Origin of the sequence: Aeromonas simiae, assembly GCF_000820125.1 — a bacterium.
Taxonomy (GTDB): Bacteria; Pseudomonadota; Gammaproteobacteria; order Enterobacterales; family Aeromonadaceae; genus Aeromonas; species Aeromonas simiae.
Map to the genome: position 1 here is coordinate 64,851 of NZ_CDBY01000023.1, position 26,135 is coordinate 90,985.

At 61.4% G+C, this 26,135-nt stretch carries 28 protein-coding genes; 21 read left to right on the forward strand and 7 right to left on the reverse strand.

The features are described from left to right. Positions 1 to 70: 70 nt before the first annotated feature. The 5 genes from ubiG to yfaE all read left to right on the forward strand — a co-directional run bounded on the left by ubiG (position 71) and on the right by yfaE (position 5,650). The gene (gene ubiG, locus BN1134_RS03210; RefSeq protein WP_156991638.1) at positions 71 to 805 is read left to right on the forward strand and encodes a bifunctional 2-polyprenyl-6-hydroxyphenol methylase/3-demethylubiquinol 3-O-methyltransferase UbiG; all 735 of its coding nucleotides are present in this window, start codon (positions 71 to 73) and stop codon (positions 803 to 805) included. After that, a complete protein-coding gene (locus tag BN1134_RS03215) occupies positions 802 to 1,470 on the forward strand; it encodes an HAD family hydrolase (protein ID WP_042045206.1) in 669 nt (222 codons plus the stop codon). Before ubiG ends, BN1134_RS03215 begins: the two co-directional genes overlap by 4 nt. Positions 1,471 to 1,869: 399 nt before the next feature. Next, on the forward strand, positions 1,870 to 4,137 hold the full coding sequence (gene nrdA, locus BN1134_RS03220) for a class 1a ribonucleoside-diphosphate reductase subunit alpha (RefSeq protein WP_042045207.1): 2,268 nt from the start codon (positions 1,870 to 1,872) through the stop codon (positions 4,135 to 4,137). 89 nt (positions 4,138 to 4,226) lie between these two features. Beyond that, the gene (gene nrdB / locus BN1134_RS03225) at positions 4,227 to 5,357 is read left to right on the forward strand and encodes a class Ia ribonucleoside-diphosphate reductase subunit beta (protein ID WP_042045208.1); all 1,131 of its coding nucleotides are present in this window, start codon (positions 4,227 to 4,229) and stop codon (positions 5,355 to 5,357) included. Continuing rightward, positions 5,357 to 5,650, forward strand: coding sequence for a class I ribonucleotide reductase maintenance protein YfaE (gene yfaE / locus BN1134_RS03230; protein WP_042045209.1), 294 nt, complete (start codon positions 5,357 to 5,359; stop codon positions 5,648 to 5,650). The genes nrdB and yfaE overlap by 1 nt, the downstream gene beginning before the upstream one ends. Positions 5,651 to 5,708: 58 nt before the next feature. Here yfaE and prc read toward each other — a convergent pair whose 3' ends face one another. From prc to BN1134_RS19565, 5 genes are all read right to left on the reverse strand, one after another. Further along, positions 5,709 to 7,730, reverse strand: coding sequence for a carboxy terminal-processing peptidase (gene prc / locus BN1134_RS03235; protein ID WP_042045210.1), 2,022 nt, complete (start codon positions 7,728 to 7,730; stop codon positions 5,709 to 5,711). An 11-nt stretch (positions 7,731 to 7,741) separates the two neighbouring features. Continuing rightward, positions 7,742 to 8,380, reverse strand: a complete 639-nt coding sequence (gene proQ, locus BN1134_RS03240; RefSeq protein WP_042045211.1) for an RNA chaperone ProQ — start codon at positions 8,378 to 8,380, stop codon at positions 7,742 to 7,744. 86 nt (positions 8,381 to 8,466) lie between these two features. Continuing rightward, positions 8,467 to 8,937, reverse strand: a complete 471-nt coding sequence (locus BN1134_RS03245; protein ID WP_042045212.1) for a GAF domain-containing protein — start codon at positions 8,935 to 8,937, stop codon at positions 8,467 to 8,469. Positions 8,938 to 9,014: 77 nt separating this feature from the next. Then, complete coding sequence (locus BN1134_RS03250; protein ID WP_156991639.1) at positions 9,015 to 9,416, reverse strand: hypothetical protein; 402 nt, start codon at positions 9,414 to 9,416, stop codon at positions 9,015 to 9,017. A gap of 158 nt (positions 9,417 to 9,574) precedes the next feature. Beyond that, a complete protein-coding gene (locus BN1134_RS19565) occupies positions 9,575 to 9,760 on the reverse strand; it encodes a hypothetical protein (RefSeq protein ID WP_156991640.1) in 186 nt (61 codons plus the stop codon). On the opposite strand from BN1134_RS19565, the gene ccoN reads away from it, so the two are divergent. The 11 genes from ccoN to ttcA all read left to right on the forward strand — a co-directional run bounded on the left by ccoN (position 9,752) and on the right by ttcA (position 19,656). Further along, positions 9,752 to 11,176, forward strand: coding sequence for a cytochrome-c oxidase, cbb3-type subunit I (ccoN, locus tag BN1134_RS03255; protein ID WP_042045215.1), 1,425 nt, complete (start codon positions 9,752 to 9,754; stop codon positions 11,174 to 11,176). The two genes, BN1134_RS19565 and ccoN, sit on opposite strands and share 9 nt — an antisense overlap. Positions 11,177 to 11,192: 16 nt before the next feature. Beyond that, complete coding sequence (gene ccoO / locus BN1134_RS03260) at positions 11,193 to 11,807, forward strand: cytochrome-c oxidase, cbb3-type subunit II (protein WP_042045216.1); 615 nt, start codon at positions 11,193 to 11,195, stop codon at positions 11,805 to 11,807. Positions 11,808 to 11,819: 12 nt separating this feature from the next. Continuing rightward, complete coding sequence (locus BN1134_RS03265) at positions 11,820 to 12,002, forward strand: CcoQ/FixQ family Cbb3-type cytochrome c oxidase assembly chaperone (RefSeq protein WP_042045217.1); 183 nt, start codon at positions 11,820 to 11,822, stop codon at positions 12,000 to 12,002. Continuing rightward, positions 11,999 to 12,970: a cytochrome-c oxidase, cbb3-type subunit III gene (gene ccoP, locus BN1134_RS03270; RefSeq protein WP_042045218.1), complete on the forward strand. Its 972-nt coding sequence runs from the start codon at positions 11,999 to 12,001 to the stop codon at positions 12,968 to 12,970. Before BN1134_RS03265 ends, ccoP begins: the two co-directional genes overlap by 4 nt. A 123-nt stretch (positions 12,971 to 13,093) precedes the next feature. Next, positions 13,094 to 13,582 carry a FixH family protein gene (locus BN1134_RS03275; protein WP_042045219.1) on the forward strand — a complete coding sequence of 163 codons (489 nt, stop codon included), beginning with the start codon at positions 13,094 to 13,096 and terminating at the stop codon, positions 13,580 to 13,582. A gap of 1 nt (position 13,583) precedes the next feature. Further along, complete coding sequence (locus BN1134_RS03280; RefSeq protein ID WP_042045220.1) at positions 13,584 to 15,950, forward strand: heavy metal translocating P-type ATPase; 2,367 nt, start codon at positions 13,584 to 13,586, stop codon at positions 15,948 to 15,950. Then, positions 15,947 to 16,129 carry a cbb3-type cytochrome oxidase assembly protein CcoS gene (gene ccoS / locus BN1134_RS03285; RefSeq protein ID WP_042045221.1) on the forward strand — a complete coding sequence of 61 codons (183 nt, stop codon included), beginning with the start codon at positions 15,947 to 15,949 and terminating at the stop codon, positions 16,127 to 16,129. Before BN1134_RS03280 ends, ccoS begins: the two co-directional genes overlap by 4 nt. Beyond that, positions 16,110 to 16,799 (forward strand): sulfite exporter TauE/SafE family protein, encoded by a 690-nt coding sequence (locus tag BN1134_RS03290; protein WP_042045222.1) that lies wholly within the window; start codon positions 16,110 to 16,112, stop codon positions 16,797 to 16,799. The genes ccoS and BN1134_RS03290 overlap by 20 nt, the downstream gene beginning before the upstream one ends. A gap of 67 nt (positions 16,800 to 16,866) precedes the next feature. Continuing rightward, positions 16,867 to 17,622, forward strand: a complete 756-nt coding sequence (locus tag BN1134_RS03295; RefSeq protein WP_042045223.1) for an FNR family transcription factor — start codon at positions 16,867 to 16,869, stop codon at positions 17,620 to 17,622. 118 nt (positions 17,623 to 17,740) lie between these two features. After that, positions 17,741 to 18,685, forward strand: coding sequence for a universal stress protein UspE (gene uspE / locus BN1134_RS03300; protein WP_042045224.1), 945 nt, complete (start codon positions 17,741 to 17,743; stop codon positions 18,683 to 18,685). Between the two features lie 62 nt (positions 18,686 to 18,747). Next, a complete protein-coding gene (gene ttcA / locus BN1134_RS03305; RefSeq protein ID WP_042045225.1) occupies positions 18,748 to 19,656 on the forward strand; it encodes a tRNA 2-thiocytidine(32) synthetase TtcA in 909 nt (302 codons plus the stop codon). Between the two features lie 86 nt (positions 19,657 to 19,742). Here the strand turns inward: ttcA and BN1134_RS03310 are convergent, their stop codons facing one another. Continuing rightward, positions 19,743 to 20,390: a DUF2987 domain-containing protein gene (locus BN1134_RS03310; protein WP_042045226.1), complete on the reverse strand. Its 648-nt coding sequence runs from the start codon at positions 20,388 to 20,390 to the stop codon at positions 19,743 to 19,745. Between the two features lie 8 nt (positions 20,391 to 20,398). Continuing rightward, a complete protein-coding gene (locus BN1134_RS03315; RefSeq protein ID WP_042045293.1) occupies positions 20,399 to 21,142 on the reverse strand; it encodes a DUF2189 domain-containing protein in 744 nt (247 codons plus the stop codon). A 209-nt stretch (positions 21,143 to 21,351) separates the two neighbouring features. Between BN1134_RS03315 and potA the strand changes: the two genes are divergently transcribed. From potA to BN1134_RS03340, 5 genes are all read left to right on the forward strand, one after another. Then, on the forward strand, positions 21,352 to 22,458 hold the full coding sequence (gene potA / locus BN1134_RS03320) for a spermidine/putrescine ABC transporter ATP-binding protein PotA (RefSeq protein ID WP_042045227.1): 1,107 nt from the start codon (positions 21,352 to 21,354) through the stop codon (positions 22,456 to 22,458). Beyond that, complete coding sequence (gene potB / locus BN1134_RS03325; RefSeq protein ID WP_084214691.1) at positions 22,445 to 23,353, forward strand: spermidine/putrescine ABC transporter permease PotB; 909 nt, start codon at positions 22,445 to 22,447, stop codon at positions 23,351 to 23,353. Before potA ends, potB begins: the two co-directional genes overlap by 14 nt. Next, positions 23,350 to 24,114: a spermidine/putrescine ABC transporter permease PotC gene (gene potC, locus BN1134_RS03330; RefSeq protein WP_042045228.1), complete on the forward strand. Its 765-nt coding sequence runs from the start codon at positions 23,350 to 23,352 to the stop codon at positions 24,112 to 24,114. The genes potB and potC overlap by 4 nt, the downstream gene beginning before the upstream one ends. A 71-nt stretch (positions 24,115 to 24,185) precedes the next feature. Beyond that, a complete protein-coding gene (locus tag BN1134_RS03335) occupies positions 24,186 to 25,259 on the forward strand; it encodes an extracellular solute-binding protein (RefSeq protein WP_042045230.1) in 1,074 nt (357 codons plus the stop codon). 110 nt (positions 25,260 to 25,369) lie between these two features. Beyond that, positions 25,370 to 25,987, forward strand: coding sequence for a glutathione S-transferase family protein (locus BN1134_RS03340; protein ID WP_042045231.1), 618 nt, complete (start codon positions 25,370 to 25,372; stop codon positions 25,985 to 25,987). Positions 25,988 to 26,135: the final 148 nt, after the last annotated feature.

The window sequence follows — 26,135 nt, forward strand, 5'->3', positions numbered from 1 at the left end:
GGGTGTCCGTTATAATGCCCGCAAAATGTCAGGACCGCCCCCCGGCGGTCAGCCAGAGGAAGTGTTGCGCATGAATGCTGAACAGATCGCCGCCAGCGGCAACGTCGATTCGTCGGAAATCGCCAAGTTCGAGGCCATCGCCTCGCGCTGGTGGGATCTCGAGGGGGAATTCAAGCCACTGCACCAGATCAATCCGGTGCGTCTGGAGTGGATTGATACCCAATGCGGCGGCCTGTTTGGCAAGAAGGTGCTCGACATCGGCTGCGGTGGCGGCATCCTGGCCGAGAGCATGGCCCGCCGCGGCGCCATCGTGACCGGCATCGACATGGGCAAAGAGCCGCTTTCGGTGGCCCGTCTGCACGCCCTCGAGCAGGGGGTAGAGCTCGAATACCGGCAGATCACCGCCGAAGCCCACGCCCTAGAGGCCGCCGGTCAGTATGATGTGGTGACCTGCATGGAGATGCTCGAGCACGTACCGGACCCGGCATCAGTGCTGCGCGCCATCGCCACCCTGGTGCGCCCCGGTGGCCAGGTGGTGGTCTCGACCATCAACCGCAACCCCAAGTCGTTTCTCATGATGATCGTCGGCGCCGAGTATCTGCTGAAGATGGTGCCCAAGGGCACCCATGACCACGCCAAGTTCATCATGCCGGCCGAGCTGTGCCACATGGCCGAGCGGGCCGGCCTGCTGGTGCGCGCGATGAGTGGCGTCCACTACCGCCCCCTGGCGGGGGATTTTCGCCTCGGCGCCAACGTCGACGTTAACTACATGGTCTCCTTGGTGCGTCCGGAGGGAGAGCGATGAGCCAGGTCACCGCGGTGCTGTTCGATCTCGACGGCACCCTGCTCGACACGGCGCCGGATCTCGGCGCCGCCGTCAACCACGTGTTGGTAGAAGAGGGGTTTGCCCCCTTGAGCGAACACATCATTCGCCAGACCACCTCCCACGGCGCACTCGGCCTGCTGCGGGCAGGCCTCGGTGACGAGCAGCTTGAAGAGCTCGGCGCCGCGCGCCTGCGCACGGCCCTGCTCGACTATTACGCCGCCCATCTTTGTATCGGTACTCGCCCCTATGAGGGGATGATCGATCTCATCGACTGGCTTGAGGATCAGGCCATGCCATGGGGCATTGTCACCAACAAGCCCGGCTTTCTCACCGAGCCGCTGCTGGCCCAGTTGCCGGCCCTCAAGGGGTGCGGTGTCACGGTCAGCGCCGACACCCTGCCAGTGCGCAAACCCGATCCCGCTCCCCTTTTCTATGCCTGTGAACGGCTCGGGGTGAACCCGGCCACCACCTTATATGTGGGGGATCATCTGCGCGACATCGAGGCCGGCCGCAACGCCGGCATGCCGACGGCGATCGCGGGCTGGGGATATCTCGATGAGCGTGAAGATCCCGCAGACTGGCAAGCCGACCTGCACTTCGATACGGTGCAGGCGCTGCATCACTGGCTGCGAATGCGTCGCTAAGAGCGCGTGTGTCGCCCTGCTCTCTCCCCTTCCAGCCCACGGGGTGTCGTCAACTTCTGACAGAGGTTGCACAGCCAATAAACAGTGCGTTGGCACTAGTAAAAAGTGCCTCTCGGTGCAAGCAAAATAGTTGCGATAAATTTTGCCTCTGCCCGGATCCAGGGGGTGGGAAAGCGCAGGGAAGAGTTGCCGACTCCCTCGCTGTGAGCAGACACTAACAGTCACGCCAGACTCACACCTTATCCACAGGTAATGCACCCATTGATGGATTGCAAAGACGTGTTTATCTCACTATCTTGTAGTCCGGTTTGAAAATAACACTATATCTTGTGCCTCACCCGCCAGCCTTAGCTGACGCGGGTGAGGGTTTTCGGGAATCAAAAATAAGAAGGTCAACTCATGAACTTGTTTGTGACTAAGCGCAACGGCAATAAAGAGCCGATCGATCTGGACAAGATCCACCGTGTACTGGATTGGGCCGCCGAAGGGCTCGATAACGTCTCCGTCTCCCAGGTTGAGCTCAAGTCACACATCCAGTTCTACGACGGCATTCGCACCTCCGATATCCACGAGACCATCATCAAGGCGGCCGCCGATCTGATCTCCCAAGAGAGCCCGGACTACCAGTACATGGCCGCCCGTCTGGCCATCTTCCACCTGCGCAAGAAGGCCTATGGCCAATTCGAGCCGCCCCACCTCTACCAGCACATCGCCAAGCTGGTCGACATGGGCAAGTACGACAAGCACCTGCTGGAAGACTACACCCAGGCCGAATTCGACGAGCTGCACGCGCATCTCGATCACAACCGTGACATGACCTTCTCCTACGCGGCCGTCAAGCAGCTTGAGGGGAAATATCTGGTACAGAACCGGGTCACCGGCGAGATCTACGAGAGCCCGCAGTTCCTCTATATGCTGGTGGCGGCCTGCCTCTTCTCCAAGTACCCGAAGAGCACCCGTCTCGATTACGTCAAGCGCTTCTATGACGCAGTTTCGACCTTCAAGATCTCCCTGCCGACCCCGATCATGAGCGGCGTGCGTACCCCGACCCGTCAGTTCAGCTCCTGCGTGCTGATCGAGTGCGACGACAGCCTGGACTCCATCAACGCCACCGCCAGCGCCATCGTGCGTTACGTCTCCCAGCGGGCCGGCATCGGCATCAACGCCGGTCGCATCCGCGGTCTGGGTAGCCCGATCCGGGGCGGTGAAGCCTTCCATACCGGCTGCATCCCCTTCTACAAGTACTTCCAGACGGCGGTGAAGTGCTGCTCCCAGGGCGGCGTGCGCGGCGGTGCTGCGACCCTGTTCTACCCCCTGTGGCACATCGAAGTCGAAAGCCTGCTGGTGCTGAAAAACAACCGCGGCGTGGAAGAGAACCGGGTTCGCCACATGGACTACGGGGTGCAGATCAACAAGCTGATGTACCAGCGCCTCATCAAGGGCGGTGACATCACCCTGTTCTCCCCGTCCGATGCACCGGGCCTGTACGACGCCTTCTTTGCCGATCAGGACAAGTTCGAGCAGCTCTACGTCCAGTACGAGCAGGATCCCTCGATCCGCAAGAAGACCCTCAAGGCGGTCGATCTCTTCTCCCTGATGATGCAAGAGCGCGCCGGCACCGGCCGCATCTACATCCAGAACGTGGATCACTGCAACACCCACAGCCCGTTCGATCCAGCCGTGGCCCCGGTACGCCAGTCCAACCTGTGCCTTGAGATTGCGCTGCCGACCAAGCCGCTCAACAACATCGACGATGAGAACGGCGAGATTGCCCTGTGCACCCTCTCCGCCTTCAACCTCGGCGTCATCAACAAGCTCGAGGATCTCGAAGAGATGGCCGAGCTGACCGTGCGTGCCCTGGATGCCCTGCTCGACTATCAGGACTACCCGATCGGTGCCGCCAAGAAGGGCAGCATGAACCGCCGTACCCTGGGGATTGGCGTCATCAACTACGCCTATTACCTCGCTAAGAACGGCGCCCGTTACTCCGACGGCTCCGGCCTGGCCCTGACCCACCGCACCTTCGAGGCGATCCAGTACTACCTGCTGAAGGTCTCGGTGCAGCTGGCCCGCGAGTTTGGTGCCTGCCCCTCCTTCAACGAGACCACCTACGCCCAGGGCATCCTGCCGATCGACACCTACAAAAAGGATCTCGACGGCCTGTGCAACGAGCCGCTGCACTACGACTGGGAGTCGCTGCGCGAAGAGATCAAGCGCGTGGGTCTGCGTAACTCCACCCTGACCGCCCTGATGCCGAGCGAGACCTCCAGCCAGATCTCCAACGCCACCAACGGCATCGAGCCGCCGCGCGGCCTGGTGTCGGTCAAGGCCTCCAAGGATGGCATCCTCAAGCAGGTGGTGCCGGAATACAGCCGCCTCAAGGATCAGTACGAACTGTTGTGGCAACAGCCGAGCGTCGATGGCTACCTGCAACTGGTCGGGATCATGCAAAAGTTCGTGGATCAAGCGATCTCCGCCAACACCAACTATGATCCGGCCCGCTTCGAGGGTGGTAAGGTGCCGATGAAGCAGCTGCTCAAGGATCTGCTGACCGCCTACAAATACGGGGTCAAGACCCTCTACTACCACAACACCCGTGACGGTGCCGACGACACGCAGACCGATCTGCAAGATGACGGCTGTGCCAGCGGTGCATGCAAGATCTGATACGATGGGCGGGAGGTAATACTCCCGCCCTGCTGCTTTGGTTTATCCCCTCGTTCCCACTTATTTTTTGAAAAGAAGAAGCTATCGCCATGGCCTACACCACCTTCAGTCAAACCAAGAATGACCAGCTCAAAGAGCCCATGTTCTTCGGCCAGCCGGTCAACGTGGCTCGTTACGATCAACAGAAGCACGAAGTCTTCGAGCGGCTGATCGAGAAGCAGCTCTCCTTCTTCTGGCGCCCTGAAGAGGTGGACGTGTCGCGCGATCGCATCGACTACCAGGCCCTGCCCCCCCACGAGCAGCACATCTTCATCTCCAACCTGAAGTACCAGACCCTGCTCGACTCCATTCAGGGACGCAGCCCCAACGTCGCCCTGTTGCCGCTGGTGTCGCTGCCGGAGCTGGAGACCTGGATCGAGACCTGGTCCTTCTCCGAGACCATTCACTCCCGCTCCTATACCCATATCATCCGCAACATCGTCAACGATCCGGCGCTGGTGTTCGATGACATCGTGACCAACGATCAGATCCTGAAGCGCGCCAGCTCCATCAGCCACTTCTATGACGACCTGATCGAGGCGACCGCCGTTTACAATCTGCACGGTGAAGGTACCCACACCATTGCCGGCAAGACGGTGCCCCTGACCCTGCGCACGCTCAAGAAGAAGCTCTATCTGTGCCTGATGAGCGTCAATGCGCTGGAAGCGATCCGCTTCTACGTCAGCTTTGCCTGCTCCTTCGCCTTCGCCGAGCGCGAGCTGATGGAGGGCAACGCCAAGATCATCAAGCTCATCGCCCGTGACGAGGCGCTGCACCTGACCGGCACCCAGCACATGCTGAACCTGATGCGCAGCGGCAACGACGACCCCGAGATGGCCGAAATTGCCCAGGAGTGCGAGCAGGAGTGCTTTGAGCTGTTCAAGGAGGCCGCCATCCAGGAGAAGGAGTGGGCCGAATACCTGTTCCAGGGCGGCTCCATGATCGGCCTGAACAAGGACATCCTGTGCCAGTATGTCGAGTACATCACCAACCTGCGCATGAGCGCGGTCGGCCTGCAACCGGCCTTCGCCGCCAAGCAGAACCCGATCCCCTGGATCAACACCTGGCTCTCCTCCGACAACGTGCAGGTGGCCCCGCAGGAGGTCGAGATCAGCTCTTACCTGGTCGGCCAGATCGACAGTGAGGTAAGCCACGAAGATCTCGGCGACTTCGAACTCTGATGACGGTGATCGCGCGCCCGCTGGACGTCGAGCAGCGTCCGCGGATCCACACCGAGGCCGGCCCCATGCAGCCGGCACCGGGGGAAACCCTGCTCGAGACCCTCGAGCGCCACGGTATCGAGGTCGAATATCAGTGTCGCAGCGGCTACTGTGGCGCCTGCCGCACACCGCTGCTGGCCGGGACCGTCGACTACCTGCAGACACCGCTGGCCTTCGTGGCCAGCGGAGAGTGCCTCCCCTGCTGCTGCCGGCCGGTGGGCTCGGTGCAGCTCTCGCTCAAGCGCGCTCGCTGATCCGCTGATGGATAAAAAAAACGGCCAACATCTGTTGGCCGTTTTTGTTTGTGGGCATTTAACCCTTTTTCTTTCCCGTGAGCCGACTGCTGAGATCGGCGGTGATATATGCCGCCTCCTGCAAGAAGGCATCCGGCGCCTCATAGTCAGCCGGCAGCGCATCTAGGGATTTCACCTGCGGCTTACCCATGCGCTTTAAGCGCTCGTTGGTACGCACCAGGGCCAGCGCATCTTGCTTCTCCTGCTCGGCACGACGCTCTGCCTCATTGAGGGAGACCGACTTTCTGTCTTTCTCCTTCTTGTATTCAGCAATGTCCTGTTGCAGGTAGGCAAACTCCGGATCGCGCGTGGCGCGGGCCTGATAACGCTCGTCAAGCTGAGGTAGCAGGGACGAGAAGCTCCCTACCCGCTGATAGCGCGCCGAGGCAATCTTGTCCCACGGCAAGGCATTGGGCTCCTGACTCTCGCCGGTCTCCTCATGGGGAATGGCCGTCGGGAAGGCGATGTCCGGCACCACCCCCTTGTTCTGGGTACTGCCACCGTCGATGCGGTAGAACTTGGCGATGGTGTACTGGACGTGGCCAAGCGGCTCGTCGTAGAAGTCATACACCTTGGCGAGACTGCGGTGCTGCTGCACCGTGCCCTTGCCAAACGAGTTCTCACCGATGATGACGGCGCGGCCGTAATCCTGCATGGCTGCCGCAAAGATCTCGGAAGCCGAGGCGCTGTAGCGATCGATGAGCACGCTCATCGGGCCGCCGTAGTAGACCTGACCATCATCATCGCTGTTGACGGTGATCCGCCCCATGTGATCGCGGATCTGCACCACGGGGCCGGCATTGATGAACAGGCCGCTCAGGGCGGAGGCCTCGGTCAGGGCACCGCCACCGTTGCTGCGCAAGTCGACCACCAAGCCGTCAATCTTCTGCTTGTTGAGGGTGGCCAGCTCTTTGATCACATCCTCGTGCAGGTTGACGTAGAAGCTTGGGATCTCGATGACCCCGATCTTCTTGCCCTCGGCGCTCAGCACCTTGGACTTGGCGGCCCTGTCTTCCAGACGCACCTTGTCACGGGTCAGCTCGATGACCTCGGTCTTGACCGTGGCCCCCTTGCCCCGTTGGATCTCAAGGCGCACCTTGCTCCCCTTGGGCCCCTTGATGAGATCGACCACCTCATCGAGGCGCCAGCCGATCACGTCGACCACCTTGCCGTCCGCCTGCCCGACCCCGGTGATCTTGTCATCGGGTTTGAGCTGGTTGGACTTGGCAGCCGGGCCACCGGGCACCAGAGAGCGGATAACGGTAAAGTCATCCTCGGCCTGCAACACGGCGCCAATCCCCTCCAGCGAGAGATTCATCTCGGAGTTGAACCGGTCGGCATTGCGTGGGGAGAGGTAGCTGGTGTGCGGCTCGATGGCGCGGGCGAAGGAGTTCATGAAGAGCTGGAACACGTCTTCGCTCTCGGTCTGAGACATGCGCTTGATGGCGTTGTTGTAACGCTTGGCCAGCAGCTCCTTGATCTCGGGCCACTCCTTACCGGAGAGCTTGAGACTCAAGGCATCGTACTTGACCCGTTGCCGCCACAGCTCGTTGAGCTCGTCGTTGCTCTTGGGCCAGGGCGACTTGGCGCGGTCGAAGACGTATTCGTCCTTCTGGGTGAAATCAAACGGCGTATCGAGCAGCTTGAGCGCATAGACGTAACGCTCGTAGCGACGCTGCTGGCTCAGGTTAAACATGTCATAAGCGGGATCGAGACGACCCCGCTCTAGATCCTTGTTAAATCCGCTGCGGTATTTCTCGAAGCGTTCGATGTCAGCCGCAAGAAACAGGTTGCGACTGTAATCGAGGCCCTCCAGATACTTGTCAAAGATCTGGCCGGAAAAGGCGGCATCCAGCTGGAACTGCTTGTAGTGAGAGCGGGTAAACAGATTGGTGATCCGTTTGCTGGCAGTGGCATGCTGACTCTCCTGGTTGAGAACCGGCAGGTCACTCTCCTTGAGCACGGGCTCGACCGCCTGGGCAAACCCGGCCAGGGCCAGGCTACAGGCGATGATGGAATAACGAATGACGCCTTGCTTCAAAAAATGCCTCCTTAGAGGACCAGGTGTTCAAATTTGACACGCAGCATCATGCCGGTCTGCAGCTGAACTTGCACGTCATCCTTGGTGATCTCCTTGATGGTGGCGGCCATCGGAGATTTACCCAGTACCACCTTGACCCCCTGCTCGAGCTTGAGCTCGCCAGCGTTCACCGGGGTCAGCACCGGAGCGGCCACCTTGCGCGGCTGCGGACGACGGGGCTTCTTGGGCTTATCGGATTTGTCAGCCTTGTCAGCCTTGTCAGCCTTGTCAGCGTTATCGGCCTTGCCGGCGGCGGCATTGGAGGCCCGACGGCTGGCAAAGACACGATCCTTGCTCTCCTTCAGTGCCTGCTTGGCATGCTCGATGTGCTCTTCGGTCAGCAGCTCACCGGGGTTGCCGTCGAGATCGACACGGGCCATACCGGCCTTGAGGCCATGCAGATAACGCCAGCTGGAGGTGTATTGACGCAGGGCTGAGCGCAGCAGGGTCTTGGATACCTTGGGATCGTCGGTCAGACGTTCGGCCAGATCCTGGAAGATGCCGATCTTGAGCGGCTTGGCTTCCCCTTCGGCGATGAAGCAGGCGGGGAACTTCTCCACCAGATAGGCAATGACCTCTTTACTGTTCTTCAGCTTTTCAGTGTTTTCCATGTATAACCTTGGCTTAAAAATGACCGGGCTCAGCCCTGTACGACAAAGGCCCCATTATAAAGAGCTTGGGCCGGTTTGCGAACTTCTCATGCGATGGATGACCAACCGCGTTCCAACATGGCCACGATTCCCTCGAGTCCAGCCGCATCATTTGCATCGAAACGGCTAAAAAGTGGGCTATCGATATCCAGCACCGCCACCACTCGACCCTGATGACGAACCGGAATGACCACCTCCGAATTGCTGGCCGCATCGCAGGCGATATGACCGGCAAACTGGTGCACGTCTGCGACCAGTTGGGTCGCGTTCTCGGCGGCTGCCGTCCCGCACACCCCACGACCGACCGGAATGCGGATGCAGGCCGGTTTGCCCTGAAACGGACCGAGCACCAAGGTGTCGCCGCGCAGGATATAAAATCCGACCCAGTTAATCCCTTCCAGCTCAAGATTGAGCAGGGCGCTGAGGTTCGCCATGTTGGCTATCGCATCCGGCTCCCCCTCGATCAGGGCGCTGACCTGCTGTTGCAGGCGCAGATAAAAGGCGTTCTTGTCACTCATGTGGTTAAAGTCGTGAGGTGAAATGGATGCACGTTAACTGTCGCAGAAAAAATTTCAAATGATTTTTCATGGTCTTGTCATTGTTCAGCGACCAAAAAAGGGATCATCAGGGGGGAATGGCCCGGTAATTCGACCACGATCTGCCACACCATACCGGCATGCGTACAGGCGCCCACCATCCCCTCTGCGACCCAATCCCCCCCTTCTTGCCGCAGCTGCAATGGGATGCGTCCCATGAACATGCTGCGCCCCTCTATATAGGCGTTTGTCGGGGCGATGGCCGGCGCATGCAGGCGCAGCAGAAAAGGAGACTCGGGCCGGATCGGTTGCTCGCTGCTGCTCACCAGCACAGCGCTATCGCCCAATGGCAGGCGACACGCCCCCTGTGACAGATCGCAACGCGTGGCATCATGTACCTGCGTCGTCAGCGGCGGGGTGAGCGTGCGATACACCACCAGTCCCAGCAAAAGTGCCAACATGATCACAATTTGTAACAATTTACGTTTGGTAAGTTTGCCCTGCATCTCATTTCCACATTGAAAAAACCGGCAAAACAGGCCATTGCCCCCTCAATCCACGAACGGATGAAAGCCAGTAACGACGCCGCTCTGAGCCAAATATATCACTGTTTATACTGTTATTTTACCCACTGCTTCAGTATCATCAGCAGCGAGTTTTCATTTCCCTCTCTTTTGCTTTTCGTTTCATTAACAATGAGCACCAGATCGGGTAATGACGTCACGTTGACCCAGTTGCTAGCGGTTCCACCCGAACCACAGTTTGAGAACAACAGCATCGGAAGCGGAATATAACGATGAGCCATACGACAACCCATCCCGAGTACAACTACACCGTTGTCCGCCAATTCACCGTGATGACCATCATCTGGGGGATTGTCGGCATGTCGGTGGGCGTACTGATCGCGGCCCAGCTGATCTGGCCTGCCCTCAACTTCGACACTCCCTGGCTGACCTACAGCCGTCTGCGCCCGCTGCACACCAACGCCGTCATCTTCGCCTTCGGCTGTAGCGCCCTGATCGCCACCTCCTTTTATGTGGCACAGCGCACCTGCCAGACCCGGCTGTTTGGCGGGCCACTGGCGGCGTTCGTCTTCTGGGGCTGGCAGGCCATCATCCTCTCGGCCATCATCACCCTGCCACAGGGCTATACCAGCTCAAAAGAGTATGCCGAGCTGGAGTGGCCCATCGATCTGGCCATCACTGTGGTCTGGGTCGCCTACGCCATCGTCTTCTTCGGCACCCTGATAAAGCGCACCACCTCCCACATCTATGTGGCGAACTGGTTCTTCGGCGCCTTCATCATCACGGTGGCCGTGCTGCACATTGTCAACAACATGGAGGTTCCCCTCAGCCCCATGAAGTCCTACTCCCTCTACTCGGGGGCCATGGATGCCATGGTGCAGTGGTGGTATGGCCACAATGCGGTGGGCTTTCTGCTGACCGCAGGCTTCCTCGGCATGATGTACTACTTCGTGCCCAAACAGGCCGGGCGACCGGTCTACTCTTACCGCCTCTCCATCGTGCACTTCTGGGCGCTCATCTCCCTCTATATCTGGGCCGGCCCGCACCACCTGCACTATACCGCCCTGCCCGACTGGGCCCAATCACTCGGCATGGTGATGTCGCTCATCCTGTTCGTCCCCTCCTGGGGCGGCATGATCAACGGCATCATGACCCTGTCGGGAGCCTGGCACAAACTGCGCTATGACCCGATCCTGCGCTTTCTGATCGTCTCCCTCTCCTTCTACGGCATGTCGACCTTCGAAGGGCCCATGATGGCGATCAAGACGGTCAACGCCCTCTCCCACTACACCGACTGGACCATAGGTCACGTCCACTCCGGCGCGCTCGGCTGGGTTGCCATGGTCTCTATCGGCTCGGTCTATCACCTGATCCCGAACCTGTTCGGCCAGAGCCGCATGTACAGCGTGCGCCTCATCAACGTCCACTTCTGGCTGGCCACCGTCGGCACCGTGCTCTACATCGTTGCCATGTGGATCTCCGGCGTGATGCAGGGGCTGATGTGGCGCGCCGTCAACGAGGATGGCACCCTCACCTACAGCTTCGTGGAAGCCTTGCAGGCCTCCTACCCCTTCTACTTCGTGCGCTTCCTGGGTGGCTGCTTCTTCCTGGCCGGCATGCTGCTGATGGCCTACAACGCCTATCGCACCATCACCGCCCCCAAAGGCTCGCTCGAGCCCATCGCCCAGCCGGCCTGACTGATGAGGTAATGTCATGAGCAACAACAACCGCCACGAGATATTTGAAAAGAGCGTGCCGATGCTGGCGCTGGGGATCGTCTTCGCCATCAGCCTGGGCGGCCTGGTCGAGATCACCCCGCTGTTTTTCCAAAAGCAGACCACCGAGCCGGTCGAGGGGCTCAAACCCTACACCGCGTTGCAGATGGAGGGGCGCGACATCTATATCCGCGAGGGGTGCAGCGTCTGTCACAGCCAGATGATCCGCCCGTTCCGCGCCGAAACCGAGCGCTACGGCCACTACTCGGTCGCCGGCGAAAGCGTCTGGGAGCACCCCTTCCTGTGGGGCTCCAAGCGCACCGGCCCCGATCTGGCCCGGGTCGGCGGCCGCTATTCCGATGACTGGCACCGCGCCCACCTGCGCGATCCGCGCTCGGTCGTGCCCGAGTCCAACATGCCCGCCTTCCCCTGGCTGGAGCAGAACATGCTAGATGGCAAGCTGACCGGCAAGAAGCTGGCCCTGTTTCGCGATCACTTCGGCGTGCCCTACAGCGACGAGCAGATCCAAGGGGCTGGCGAGGCGGTCAAGGGCAAGAGCGAGATGGACGCCCTGATCGCTTATTTGCAGTCCATCGGCACGGCCCTCAAGTAAGGAGCAAGGGATATGGATTACGGCACTTTCCGCGGCCTCTACACCCTGCTGCTGATCATCCTCATGGTCGGCATCATCCTCTGGGCTTTCAGCAAACGCCGCAAGGCGAGCTTCGATGAGGCCGCCAACCTGATCTTCGCCGACGAAGAGCCGACCCGCGATGGGAATAAGAACGCAGGAGCGAAACCAGAATGAGCACTCTGTTGAGTATTTTTGTCACCGTGATCACCCTCGGTACCATACTGGGCTGCTTCGCCCTGCTGTGGTGGTGCCTCAAGGACAAGATGGGGGTCGAAGAGGGTAAGCCGATGGGCCACACCTTCGACGGCATCGCCGAGATCAACAATCCGCTGCCGAAGTGGTGGAGCTATCTGTTCATCATTCTCATCGTGGTCAGCCTCATTTATCTCATCGCCTACCCCGGCCTTGGCAACTTCAAGGGGCTGCTCGGCTGGCAGAGCTCCAATCAGGACGTGCGCTCCTTAAGCGACTCCAAGGCGGCCACCGCCGCCGCCCGCGAGCAGGGGCTGGCCGTGCAGTATGATCGCGAGCAGGCCAAGGCCGACGCCCTCTACGGCGCCAAGTTCCGCGAGCTGACCTACGAAGCCGACGGCAAGACCTACAAGGCCATCAAGCAGATAGCTAACGATCCGAACGCTCTCAAGGTGGGCCAGCGCCTATTCTTGCAAAACTGCGCCCAGTGCCACGGCTCCGATGCCCGTGGCGGCAAGGGCTTCCCCAACCTGACCGACGGCGAGTGGCTGTGGGGCGGTCAGCCTGAGCAGATCAAGACCACCATCATGAACGGCCGTCAGGGGATCATGGCCCCCTGGGGTGACGTGCTCGGCAAAGACGGGGTGAAGGAGGCGGCGGCCTATGTGCTGAGCCTCTCCGGGCGCACCGTCAACCCCATCCAGGCCAAGAAGGGCGAGGCGCGTTTTGCCACCATCTGCGCCGCCTGCCATGGCCCGGATGGCAAGGGCAACCCTATGCTGGGGGCCCCGGATCTGACCAACAACAGCTGGCTCTATGGCAGCTCGCGGCAGACGGTCGAGGAGACCATCACCTATGGTCGCCACGGCGTGATGCCGGCTTGGCACGAGGTGCTGGGCGAAGACAAGGTGCACCTGCTCGCCTCTTACGTCTACAGCCTCTCCCACTAGCATAAAAGCGTGACTCTGCCGCGACTTATCGGCAAAAGGCCTCGACTCGTCGGGGCTTTTTGTTATCTTGGGGAGGCCATTTTTAACCGGCGCGGTTAATCATTCGTTTCACGGTAGTTGCTCATGCCCCAACCCTGGTATCGCCAATTCTGGCCCTGGTTTCTCATCTTCCTGCCCCTGTGCGCCGTGGTGGCCAGCATCTACACCGCCATCATCGCCGGTCGCGACGGGGTCAACCTGGTGGCCGAGGACTATTACAAGCAGGGCAAGGAGATCAACCAGGATCTCAGCAAGTTTGACAGGGCCGAGGCGCTCGGCATCACCATGGTGCTGGCCGTCGACGGCCGCGAGATCACCTTGCGCAAGCTGACGGGTGCCATCCCCCCCCATCAGGCCCTGCGTCTCTCTCTTTTTCACCCCACCCTGCCGGGGCGCGATAGCACTCATCTGCTGACGGCCGACGGCAGCGGCACCTATCGCCTGAATCTGGACGCTCCCCTGAGCGGCAAGTGGCAGGTGCGCATCGACGCCTTCGACAGCGAGTGGCGCTTGCAGGAGACAGTCCGCCTGCCCCTGGCGAACGGCCACATTCTCGATCCCAAGGGGCGCTGAGATGAGCTCCTGCTTCCACTGCGGTGAACCGGTCACCGCCCCCGGCTATGACCTTGAGATAAAGGGCGTGGTGCACCCCTTCTGCTGCCCAGGCTGCAAGGCGGTGGCCGACACCATCCTCGGCAGCGGGCTGGCCAGCTATTACGAGCACCGCAGCGCCCCCGGCGCCAAAGGGGATCTGCTCCCCGCCGAGCTGGCTGCCCTCGCCCACTACGATCTGGCCGAGGTGCAGCAAGATTTTGTCAGCGAGCATGGCCGCGAGCGCGACATTCAGCTCACCGTCGAAGGGATCACCTGCGCCGCCTGCGCCTGGCTCATCGAGCGCCATCTGTTCACCCTGCCGGGGCTGCGCTATGTCAACGTCAATACCACCACCCACCGCGTCCGGGTGCGCTGGGATCCCGAGCAACTCCCGTTAAGCGAGATCCTCAAGGGGTTTGCCGCCGTTGGCTATCGCGCCTACCCCTTCCAGACCCACCGGCAGGAGGAGCGCTACGCCCACGAGGTCAAGGGCTACCTCTACCGCATGGGGCTGGCGGGGCTCGGCTCGATGCAGGTGATGATGTGCTCCATCGCCCTCTACATGGATCTCTTCGTCAGCGTGGAGGAGGAGTTTCTCATCTACTTCAAGTGGATAAGCCTGCTGCTGTCGACCCCCATCATGCTCTACTCGGCCCAACCCTTTTACGTGGGGGCCTGGCGCAGCCTGAAACAGGGGCACCTCTCCATGGATGTCTCGGTGTCGCTGGCCCTCATCGGCGCCTTTCTCGCCTCCATGTGGGCCACCGTGTTCAACACCGGTGAGGTCTACTACGACTCCATCACCATGTTCGTCTTCTTCCTGCTGCTCGGCCGCCTGCTCGAGCTGCGGGCACGGCGCAAGGCCTCGGAGTCGAGCTCCAACCTGGCACGCATGGTACCGGTGATGGCCACGCGGGTGAGCGGCAATGAAGCGCAATTGGTCGCGGCCAAGACCCTGGCCGTTGGAGACACCATCCGGGTGCTGGCCGGCGCCACCGTGCCGGCCGATGGCCTCATCCTCGAGGGGACGGCCAGCCTAGATGAATCGATGCTGACCGGCGAGTCGCTGCCGGTGGCTCGCCACCCCGGTGAGCCGGTCTATGCCGGCACCCTCTGCAGCGACAGCCCGCTGCTGGTGCGGGTCTCCCGCCCCATCTCGGCCTCGCGTATCGCCCAGATCCTGCGTCTGCAAGAGGCCGCCCTGGAGGAGAAACCGCAATTGGCGGTGATGGCCGACCGCCTCTCGCGCTACTTCATCCTGGCGCTACTGCTCATCGCCGCCGCCGTCTGGGCCTTCTGGCATGTCCACGCGCCCGAGCAGGCCTTCTGGATCACCCTGGCCGTACTGGTGGCCACCTGCCCTTGTGCCCTTTCGCTCGCCACCCCCACCGCCTTGACCTCGGCCACCGCCCGCCTCACCCGCGCCGGTATACTGCTGCGCCGTGCTCAGGTATTAGAGGTGCTGACCCAGGCCACCCGGGTGGTGCTGGACAAGACCGGAACCCTGACAAGCGGCACCATCCGCCTGAGCCGGGTGCAGGCGATGCAGCCCGAGACGGCCGAGCGGCTGCTGCGGATTGCCGCCAGCCTGGAGGCGCGCTCTGAACACCCTATCGCGCGCGCCTTTCGCCGCCACGAGGCGCCGCTCCCGGTGACCGACTATCACCTCACTCCGGGCCATGGCGTGGCCGGCACCATCGCCGGCACGCGCTATCGTCTCGGCAGCGCCAGCTGGCTCAAGGCGCCCACCGCCTTCGAGCGCGGCCTGTGTATCTGGCTGGAAGAGGAGGGGCTGCTGGTGGCCCGCTTCGAGCTGGACGATGCCCTGCGCCCCGATGCCCCCGGCCTCATTCAGGCGCTGCATCGGGAGGGGCTCGCCGTCACCATGCTCACCGGCGATGGCTCGGCGCAAGCCGACAGGGTGGCCAGCGAACTGGGGATCGATGCGCTGATCAAGGGGGCCACCCCCGATGACAAGCTCGCCTACCTCAAGGGGCGCGAATCCAAGGGGGATATCTGCATCATGGTGGGTGACGGCATCAACGACGCCCCTGTGCTCGCTGGCGCCCACGCGTCGTTCGCCATGGCCGGCGGCACCGATCTGGCCAAAAACAGTGCCGACGCCATCTTGCTTGGCGACGATCTGACCAAGCTGCTGGAGGCGCGCCGCCTCGCCCGCCACACCCGGCGCATCATCCGTCAGAACTTCGCCTGGGCCCTCGGCTACAACCTGCTGGTGCTGCCGCTGGCCGCCAGTGGCTGGCTGCCCCCCTACCTGGCGGCGGCCGGCATGTCGCTTAGCTCCTTGGTGGTGGTCGGCAACTCCATGAGGCTCGGCAAGCTATGAACATCATCTTCGTGCTCATCCCCATCGCCATCTTGTTCGTCATCATCGCGGCGGTACTGTTCTTCTGGGCCATCCGCGCCGAGCAGTTTGAGGATCTCGATCGCCAAGGCTCGAGCATTCTGTTTGACGACGAGGAGCCGTCCACCAAGGAGCCGCAGGATGACCAGCGCGAACCTTGATCTACTCGGCGCCCTCTTGATGGGATTGGCCGCCAGCAGCCACTGCTTTGCCATGTGCGGCGGCGTGTCGGCGGCGCTCTCCATGGCCATTCCCGCCCACCATCAGCGCTTCACGCCGCGTCTGGCCTACCTGCTTTGCTACAACGCAGGGCGCATCGCCAGCTATGTGCTGGCCGGGGCGCTTGCGGGCGGGTTGCTGGCCTCGCTGGCCGAACTGGGCCAAAGCCGTCACGCCCTGGTCGGCCTGCAACTGGTAGCCGCACTGATGATGATGGCGGTAGGGCTCTACCTGGCAGGCTGGTGGCAGGGGGTATTGGCTATCGAACGGCTCGGGGCCCGCCTGTGGCCGCTGATCCGCCCTCTGGCCAACCGCTGCCTGCCACTGCGCACCCCGCTGGCAGCCCTCCCCTTTGGCATGGTATGGGGCTGGCTTCCCTGCGGCATGGTCTACTCCATGCTGACTTGGAGCGCCGCCGCTGGCAGCGCCGGTCAGGGGGCCTTGGTGATGCTCAGCTTTGGAATCGGCACGCTGCCGACCCTGTTTGCCTTGGGAGGATTAGCCGATCGGCTGCGCTACTGGCTCGCCCAACGCAGCCTGCGCCTGGGCAGTGCCATCTTGCTGATCCTGTTCGGCCTGCATGCCCTCTGGGTGGGGATTAGACTCCTTTAGGACTCTATCCAACTGTGGGTGGTTAATGGTAGACTCTTTGACATAAATCAATTCTTTCGAAGCGCCTATGATACCGGAAAAGAAAGCTGGCAGACGCGTGCAGAGCGGCGGTTGTGCCATCCACTGCCAGGATTGCAGCATCAGCCAACTCTGTATCCCCTTCACGCTCAACGACAATGAGCTGGATATGCTCGATAGCATCATCGAGCGTAAAAAGCCGATCCAGAAGGGTGAAGAGCTGTTCAAAGCAGGCGATGAGCTCAAGTCGCTCTATGCCATCCGCTCCGGTACCATCAAGTCCTACACCATCACCGAGCAGGGGGATGAGCAGATCACCGCCTTCCATCTGGCCGGCGATCTGGTGGGTTTTGATGCGATTCATAAGCAGGCCCACCCCTCTTTCGCGCAAGCCTTAGAAACCGCGATGGTGTGCGAGATCCCATTTGATGTCCTCGATGACCTTTCAGGCAAGATGCCCAAGCTGCGCCAGCAGATCATGCGCCTGATGAGCAATGAGATCATGGGCGATCAGGAGATGATCCTGCTGCTCTCCAAGAAAAACGCGGAGGAGCGTCTCGCCGCCTTCCTCTACAACCTGTCGATGCGTTTTTCCGAGCGGGGTTTCTCCGCCCGTGAGTTCCGCCTTTCCATGACCCGTGGCGACATTGGCAACTATCTTGGCCTCACGGTGGAAACCATTAGCCGCCTGCTCGGCCGTTTCCAGAAGACCGGCCTCATCAGCGTCAAGGGCAAATACATCACCGTCCTCGATCCGCAAGCGCTGGCCAACATGGCTGGCAGCACCCCGACCGACTGCAATTGATCTCCCCCGCCGGATCACCACAAAGGTGATCCGGCCCACGCCCCTTCTCTCCCATCTGATCTACCCTTGTAAATAGCCGAACTACCGTCTACCGAGGCTGTGCTGCGAGGGAGGATATATGGTCAAATACCGCAAAATTCTGGTTGTCGCCAACCCGGAAGAGGAGCTGCAAGTCGCCCTGAGCCGCGCCGTCAAGGTGGCCGAGCTGGAGCAGGATGCCGAGTTGACCCTGCTACTCCCTATCTACGACTTCTCCTATGAAATGACCTCCATGCTCTCGGCCGAGGAGCGCCGTGAGATGCAAGATGGCGTCATCGCCCAGCGTAGCGAGTGGCTCGAACAACTGCTTGCCCCCTACCAGGCTCAGGGGCTCAAGGTCGCCAGCAAGGTGGTGTGGCACAGTCGCCCGTTCGAGTGCATCCTGCAGGAGGTGCTGACCGAGGGGTATGATCTGGTGGTCAAGGCCACCCACCATCACAGCTTTCTGCAAACCTTCATCTTTACTCCGACCGACTGGCACCTGCTGCGCAAATGCCCCTGCCCCATCTTGCTGGTCAAGGAGGGGCAATGGGTTCGTGGCGGCCATATTATCGCGGCCATCAACTGCACCAGTGAGGATACCGAACAGCAAAAACTCAACGAGCGCATCACGGCCGAGGGGCTTGAAGTGGCCGAGTTACTGGGAGCCAGCCTCTATCTGGTCAACACCTACCCGGGCACTCCGGTCAATGTCGCCATCGAACTTCCCGAGTTTGATCCCCGCGCCTACAGCGAGGCCATCCGTACCCATCATGAACAGCTGATGCACCAGCACGCCGCGCACTTCGGTATTGGCGAGGCATGGACCCGAGTCCGCGAGGGATTACCGGAGGAGGTGCTGCCCGAGCTGGCCAGGGAGCTCAATGCCAACCTGATGATCATGGGCTGCGTTGGTCGCACCGGGCTCTCGGCGGCCCTGCTTGGCAATACCGCCGAGCAGGTGGTGGATCAGCTCCACTGCGACATGCTGATCTTAAAGCCTGACGACTACGTCTGCCCCGTCGCAACCCGCCGCAAGGGTTGACTTGCCCTGACCCGGGACACGGCTATAATACCCGCCTGTTTTTGTCCCGGGTTTTTGACGCCATGCAAGACGCGCTCACCGCCAAAGAGAAATACAACTTCAACAAGCTGCAAAAACGCCTACGCCGCAACGTAGGCCAGGCCATTGCCGACTTCAACATGATTGAGGAAGGCGATCGGATCATGGTGTGCCTCTCCGGTGGCAAGGACAGCTTCGGCATGCTCGACATCCTGATGAACCTGCAGCAGAGCGCGCCGGTGCATTTCGAGCTGGTCGCCGTGAACCTGGATCAGAAGCAACCCGGCTTCCCCGAGCACATTCTGCCCGAATACCTTGCCGGCCTCGGCGTCGAGTACAAGATTGTCGAGGAGGATACCTACTCCATCGTCAAGGAGAAGATCCCCGAGGGCAAGACCACTTGCTCGCTCTGCTCACGTCTGCGCCGCGGTATTCTCTATCGCACCGCCCAGGAGCTGGGCTGCACCAAGATTGCGCTGGGCCACCACCGCGACGATATCCTCGAGACCCTGTTCCTCAACATGTTCTATGGCGGCAAACTGAAATCCATGCCGCCCAAGCTGGTGAGCGACGATGGCAAGAACGTGGTGATCCGCCCGCTGGCTTACTGCAAAGAGAAGGATCTGGTGCGCTATGCCGACGCCAAGGCCTTCCCCATCATCCCCTGCAACCTGTGTGGCTCGCAGGAGAACCTGCAACGCAAGGCCATCAAACAGATGATGCAGGAGTGGGATCGCCGCTTCCCCGGTCGCATCGAGACCATGTTCACCGCCATCCAGGACGTGGTACCGAGCCACCTGCTCGATCACTCGCTGTTTGACTTCAAGAGCATCAACCGCGACTCCGGCATCATCGATGGCGGCGACAAGGCCTTCGATCCCCCCGAGCTGCCGGCCTCCCCCCTGCTCGACATCGACAGCATGGAGCGCCTCGACGTGATTGAGGTGCGCTAACCCTAGCCGCCCGAGATGCAGAGAGTAAAAAGGAGCCTTGATGGCTCCTTTTTACGTACTGTGTTCATGCTCTGCACCTTGACCGGCTATCGCGCCGGCAGCCAGGGGGTCAGGCGCAGCACCGGCGAGTCCAGCTGCAACGTGCCGCCAGAGAAGGCTGCCAGCGAGCCCTTATCGAGGGTCAGCTGATGCGCTTTCCAGGCCAGCGTTTGTCTGCGCCCCTGCACCTGCAACGCACCTTCGCCACGTTCGGCCAGCATCTCAAGGCGCACGCCCTGCATCTCGGGCAAAAAGAGCCGCCCGAGCCTGCCCGACATCTGCTCAAGCAACCGCTGCATGTCGCCCTGTGCCTGCTCGAGTGTCGCCACCTGGAGCAGACCGGGTGATAACTCGGCCATCACCTGCACCGAGAGGCTGCACTGGGACTCGTCACCCAGCTCGAGCACCACCTTCGTCTTGTCGAGGCTTAGCCCCTCGTCATACGGCAAACGCAACTCGGCATCGGCCGTGATGGCGATCGGCACATGGCGATCCAGCGTCTCGACGCGGCCGCCCAGCACGGCGCAGCGCCGTCCATTTTGCTGATCGGTCAGATAAAACCCGAGCCGGGCTAACCCAACGTCCCCCTTGGCCGCCCGCTGCATCGGGCCGTAGAAGTCGGCATAGCTTATCTCAAGCGGCCAGGCCGATGCGCCGCCGGCCAGCAGCAGTGCCCCCATCCATGCTGACTTCATCTGCCCTCCTAGGCGTTGAAGTGATCCGGCTCCGTCGGCGCCTCCGACACCTCCACGGCGATGCCGCACAGATCCCGGTAGAGAATGCCCTTGATGTTGTAATAAAGGGGGGCGACCAGAAGCAGGCCAAGCCCCATGGGGATGAAGGCCAGCATGAAGAGCGCCAGCATCACCATGTGCAGCACGAGGAGCGAAGGCCAGCCGTGCAGGAACAGACGGACCGAGGTGACGATCGCCTGCCAGGGGGTCATGCCCCGCTCCAGCAGCAGCGGCACGCTAAAGAGCAGCGCCATGTTGAGCAGGGCGGTAGGCAGCAACACCAGTAGCATGGGGGCACCCAGCATGGAGAGCAGGGTTCCCGCCAGCGACCCCATCAGGGTCGTGAGCAAGGAGAGGGTGCCAAGGCGGATGAAGTGGCGAAAGAAGTCGAACACCTGGGCGGCGCGGGCCCGGACTCCGATGGCCTGCTGCACCCCGAGCATATCGAGGGCGGCGGTCATGGGGGCCATGATGACGGTGATGAGCAGGCTTAAGGTGAGCGACAGATCCATGCTCTCCTCCCCCTCTGTGGTGATGGAGTGGCCCAGCACCCATTGGGTCAGCAGCAACCAGATGGCCACCACGCCGACGATGGCCAACAGCAGCCCGAAACCATTGCGACGAGTCTGAGTCCACCCTTCCGTCAGCAGGCCGCGAAGATCGATACGATAGCCCTGGGTCAGGGAGTGTTGCAGATCTCCCCCGATACGAATTCTGTTGCTCACGTTTGTGCCGACTCTCGATATGCGTGAAAAATAGCGCTGCATTATATCTCGAATCATGCGTGGATCAGCTTTTTTGCCATCATCTCCTGGCAGGATCGTCTCATGAAGGGTGAAAAGGCTTTGAATTCAAGGGGGGCAGCTCTAAAATACTGCCCTCTTTTTTCATGATGGCCAGCGGGTGGGGTAATACTGCGTCGATGACAAACAACACCAGGACTATCGTTTCGCTGACGGGGATCAGCAAGGGGTATGACGGCAAACAGGTCATACAGGGCTTGGATCTGGAGATCATGGACGGCGAGTTTCTCACGCTGCTCGGTCCCTCCGGATGCGGAAAAACGACAGTGCTCAGGATGATCGCCGGTCTCGAATCGGTCGATGAGGGGCGCATCCTGCTGGGTGATGACGACATCACGGAGATCCCGGCCGAGCATAGGCACATCAACACCGTCTTTCAGAGCTATGCGCTCTTCCCACACATGACGGTGTTCGACAACGTCGCCTTCGGCCTGCAAATGCAGGGCATCGACAAGGGCGAGATCGGGAGCCGGGTGCGCGAAGCACTGGCCATGGTGCAGCTCGAGTCATTGGCCGATCGCAAACCGGATCAGCTCTCCGGCGGTCAGCAGCAGCGCGTGGCCATTGCCCGCGCCGTGGTCAATCGGCCGCGGGTGCTGCTGCTCGACGAGTCGCTCTCGGCGCTCGACTACAAGCTGCGCAAACAGATGCAAAGTGAGTTAAAGGCCCTGCAACGGCGCCTTGGCATCACCTTTATCTTCGTCACCCATGATCAAGAAGAGGCGCTATCCATGTCGGATCGCATCGTGGTGATGGAGGGAGGACGCATAGTGCAGACCGGCACGCCGCGCGACATCTACGAAACCCCGGCTACTCTGTTCGTGGCGCGCTTCATCGGCGAGATCAACGTGATGGAGGGGGTGCTGATCAGCCACCTTGGCGGTGATGTCTGGCAGGCCCGGGTCGAGGGGCGTGAATGCCGCATCCATACCCCCCTGCCCTTCCAGGCCGGCGATCCGGTGCTGGTGCTGCTGCGCCCCGAGGATCTGCGCATGGAGATCGCCGCGGCCGAGCCGGCCGCCGACAGCCTGCCGGGCCGCATTTTGGATCGTAACTACAAGGGCGCCACCCTGGATTCACAGGTCGAGCTCGAGTCGGGCAAACGCATCCTGGTCTCGGAGTTCTTCGACGAGGACGACCCCGATTTTGACTACCGCATCGGTCAGACGGTGGCCGTCCACTGGGTCGACAGCTGGGAGGTGGTATTACCCCATGAAGAGCAGTGATCGCATCAAGGAGGCCCCTCTGCGCCCTCCCTCAAATGGCTTTGCCCACAACGGTTTTCGCAATCTGGCCATCGCCCTCATTGTGGGCTGGCTCACCCTGTTTGTGCTGTTTCCCAACCTGATGATCCTGGCGGTCAGCCTGCTGACCCGGGATGAAAGGCAGATGATTGCCCCCCTGTTTACCCTCGGCAACTACCTGCGCCTGCTCGACCCCCTCTACTGGGATGTGATCCTCCATTCGCTCTGGCTGGCGCTGCTGGCGACCCTCATCTGTCTGGCGACCGGCTATCCGTTTGCCTGGCTGGTGGCCCGCCTGCCGGCCCGAGTGCGCCCCCTGCTGCTGTTTCTGGTGGTGGTGCCGTTTTGGACCAACTCCCTCATCCGCACCTACGCCCTCAAGGTGCTGATGGGCACCCGTGGCCTTGTCAACGGGCTGCTGCTGGATCTGGGGCTCATCGAGCGCCCCATTCAGATGATGTACACCGAGTTTGCCGTCATCATCGGCCTGGTCTATGTGCTGCTGCCCTTCATGATTTTGCCGCTCTACTCGGCGATGGAGAAGCTCGATCTGCGCCTGCTTGAGGCGGCGCAGGATCTCGGTGCCAGCCCCTTGCAGCGCTTTGTCCACGTGGTGCTCCCCCTGACCCTGCCCGGCATCGTCGCCGGCTGCCTGCTGGTATTCCTGCCCGCCATGGGGATGTTCTACGTCTCGGATCTGTTAGGGGGCGCCAAGCACCTGCTCATCGGCAACGTCATCAAGACGGCGTTTCTCAACACCCGTGACTGGCCGTTTGGCGCCGCCACCAGCGTCACGCTCACCGTGCTGATGGGGCTGCTGCTCTGGTGTTACTGGCGCGCCGGCAAGCTGCTGCGCAGGAAGGGGACTCTGGCATGATGCGTCTGCTTAAGGGGGGCTACTTGGCCCTGATCTACGCCTACCTCTACATCCCCATCGCGGTGCTGATCGCCAACTCCTTCAATGCCTCAAAATACGGCATCGACTGGCGTGGCTTCACCTGGCAGTGGTACGAAAAGCTGCTTGGCAATGCCAGCATGATGCAGGCGGCCCAGCACTCGATGACCATAGCGGCCCTCTCGGCCAGCGCGGCGGTGGCCATCGGCACCCTGGCGGCGGTGGCTCTGTTTCGTTACCGCTTTCGCGGCAAGCCCTATGTGGGCGGCCTGCTGTTTGTGGTGATGATGTCTCCCGACATCGTCATGGCTATCTCCCTGCTCACCCTGTTTGTGCTGCTGGGGGTCAAGCTCGGCTTTGTGACCCTGCTGATCGCCCACATCACTTTCAGCCTGCCGTTCGTGGTGATCACCGTCTATGCGCGGTTGGTGGGGTTTGATGTGAAGATGCTGGAGGCGGCCCGTGATCTCGGAGCAGGAGAGTGGGTGATCTTTCGCCGCATCCTGTTACCGCTGGCCATGCCCGCCATCGCCGCCGGCTGGCTGCTGGCCTTCACCCTGTCGCTCGACGATGTGGTGATCAGCTCGTTTGTCACCGGCCCCAGCTATGAGATCTTGCCGCTCAAGATCTACTCCATGGTCAAGGTGGGGGTCTCACCCGAGGTCAACGCCCTGGCCACCCTGATGCTCGGATTCTCACTGGCGCTGGTGCTGCTCTCCCAGTGGCTACTGCGCCGCAAATAATTCCGTCGCCCGGACGGGCGACTTGTTTGACTGCGGGCCTGCGGGCCCCCAACCCCGAAAGGAGTGTTGCGATGACCCACCGCACTTGCAAAAAGGCGACCCCTCTTGCCCTCGGCGCCGCCCTTCTCCTCGGCGCCCTGGCCCCTGCGCCGGCGGCATTGGCCGATGACAAGGTGGTCTACTTCTACAACTGGTCCGAATACGTGCCCGACGGCCTGCTCGAGCAGTTCCAGAAAGAGACCGGGATCAAGGTGATCTACTCCACCTACGAATCCAACGAGACCCTTTACGCCAAGCTCAAGACCCACCCCGATGGGTACGACGTGGTGGTGCCGAGCACCTACTTCGTGGCCAAAATGGCCAAAGAGCAGATGCTGCAACCCCTCGACCGGGCCCTGCTACCCAACTTCAAGCACCTCGATCCGAGCCTGCTCAACCACGAGTACGATCCGGGCAACACCTACTCCATCCCCTACATCTGGGGCGCCACCGGCATCGGTCGCAACAGCGACGTGGTGAGCCAGCCGGTGAGCGCATGGAAAGATCTCTGGGCCCCTGAGTGGAAAGAGAGCCTGCTGCTGATGGACGACGCTCGCGAGGTGTTCCACATCGCCCTGGTGCAGCTCGGCCACAGCCCCAACAGCCAGAAACCTGCCGAGATCAAGGAGGCCTTCGAGTACCTGAAACAGCTGATGCCCAACGTCAAGGCGTTCAACTCCGACAACCCGGCCGATCCCTTCATCGCCGGCGAGGTCAACCTCGGCATGCTGTGGAACGGCTCCGCCTATGGCGCCCAGCAGGAGTACCCCGGCATCACCTTCACCTGGCCCGAGGAGGGCACCATACTGTGGATGGACAACTTGGCCGTCACCGCCAAGGCCAAGCACGTGAAGGAGGCCCATGCCCTCATCAACTTCCTGATGCGCCCGGATGTGGCTGCCCAGGTCGCCGAGGCGATCGGCTATCCGACCCCGGTCAAGGATGCCATTCCCCTGCTCAAGCCCGCGTTTCGCAATAACCCCATGATCTTCCCAAGCGAGGCTATCAAGCAGAAGGGGGAGTTCCAATCCGACGTCGGTGAGGCCTCCGTCCTCTACGAGCAGTACTTCCAGCAGCTCAAGGCCATGGTGGCCAAGGCGGGCTAAACAGAGCAAGGGGCGCCACCATGGCGCCCCTTTTTCGTCCCGCCTCATTGCCTGCCATCGCCAGGAGCGTAGGATGGAGTCCCCATAAGGAACGTTGCAAGGAGCCTCTCGTGTCCGATCTCACCCTCTATCTTGCCCCCGGCAGCTGTGCCATGGCCGTGCACATCGCCCTCACCGAGGCCAATGCCGGGCACCGCTATCACCAGCTGGATCTGGCCGCCGGCGAGCAGCGTCGCCCCGACTACCTCGCCATCAACCCCAAGGGAAGGGTGCCCGCCCTGATCACCGAGCAGGGTGTGCTGACCGAGACCCCGGCGCTGCTGCTCTATGTGGCGCAGCGCTTCCCCGCCGCCAACCTGGCGCCGCTCGACGACCCCTACCTGCTGGCCCGCATGCAGGAGGTGCACAGCTTCCTGGCCAGCACAGTGCACATCGCCTTTGCCCACGGTCGGCGTGGCAGCCGCTGGGCCGATGATGAGCAGGCGATCGCCGCCATGCGCGCCAAGGTGCCGGCCAACATGCGCGACGGTTTTGCCCAGATAGAGCAGTACTACCTCACCGGCCCCTGGGTGCTGGGGGAGCGCTTCAGCCTCGCCGACATCTACCTGTTCGTGGTGGCCGGCTGGCTCAAGAGCATCGACATCGCGCTCGATGAGTTCCCCAAGCTGGCTGAGCACCACCGCCGCATGCTGGCGCGCCCCGCCGTGCAACAGGCGCTCGCCCTCTGACATGAAGGGGCCCCCTGGCCCCTTCTTTTCCCCTGATCAGTCCCAAGCGACCACTCCCCCCCCTTGCTTTGAGATCCTTTTCACACTCCTGAAATATCGCACTGGCATCCCCATCCCAAGGGGCCTACCCTTCAACGCAACCGGTTAC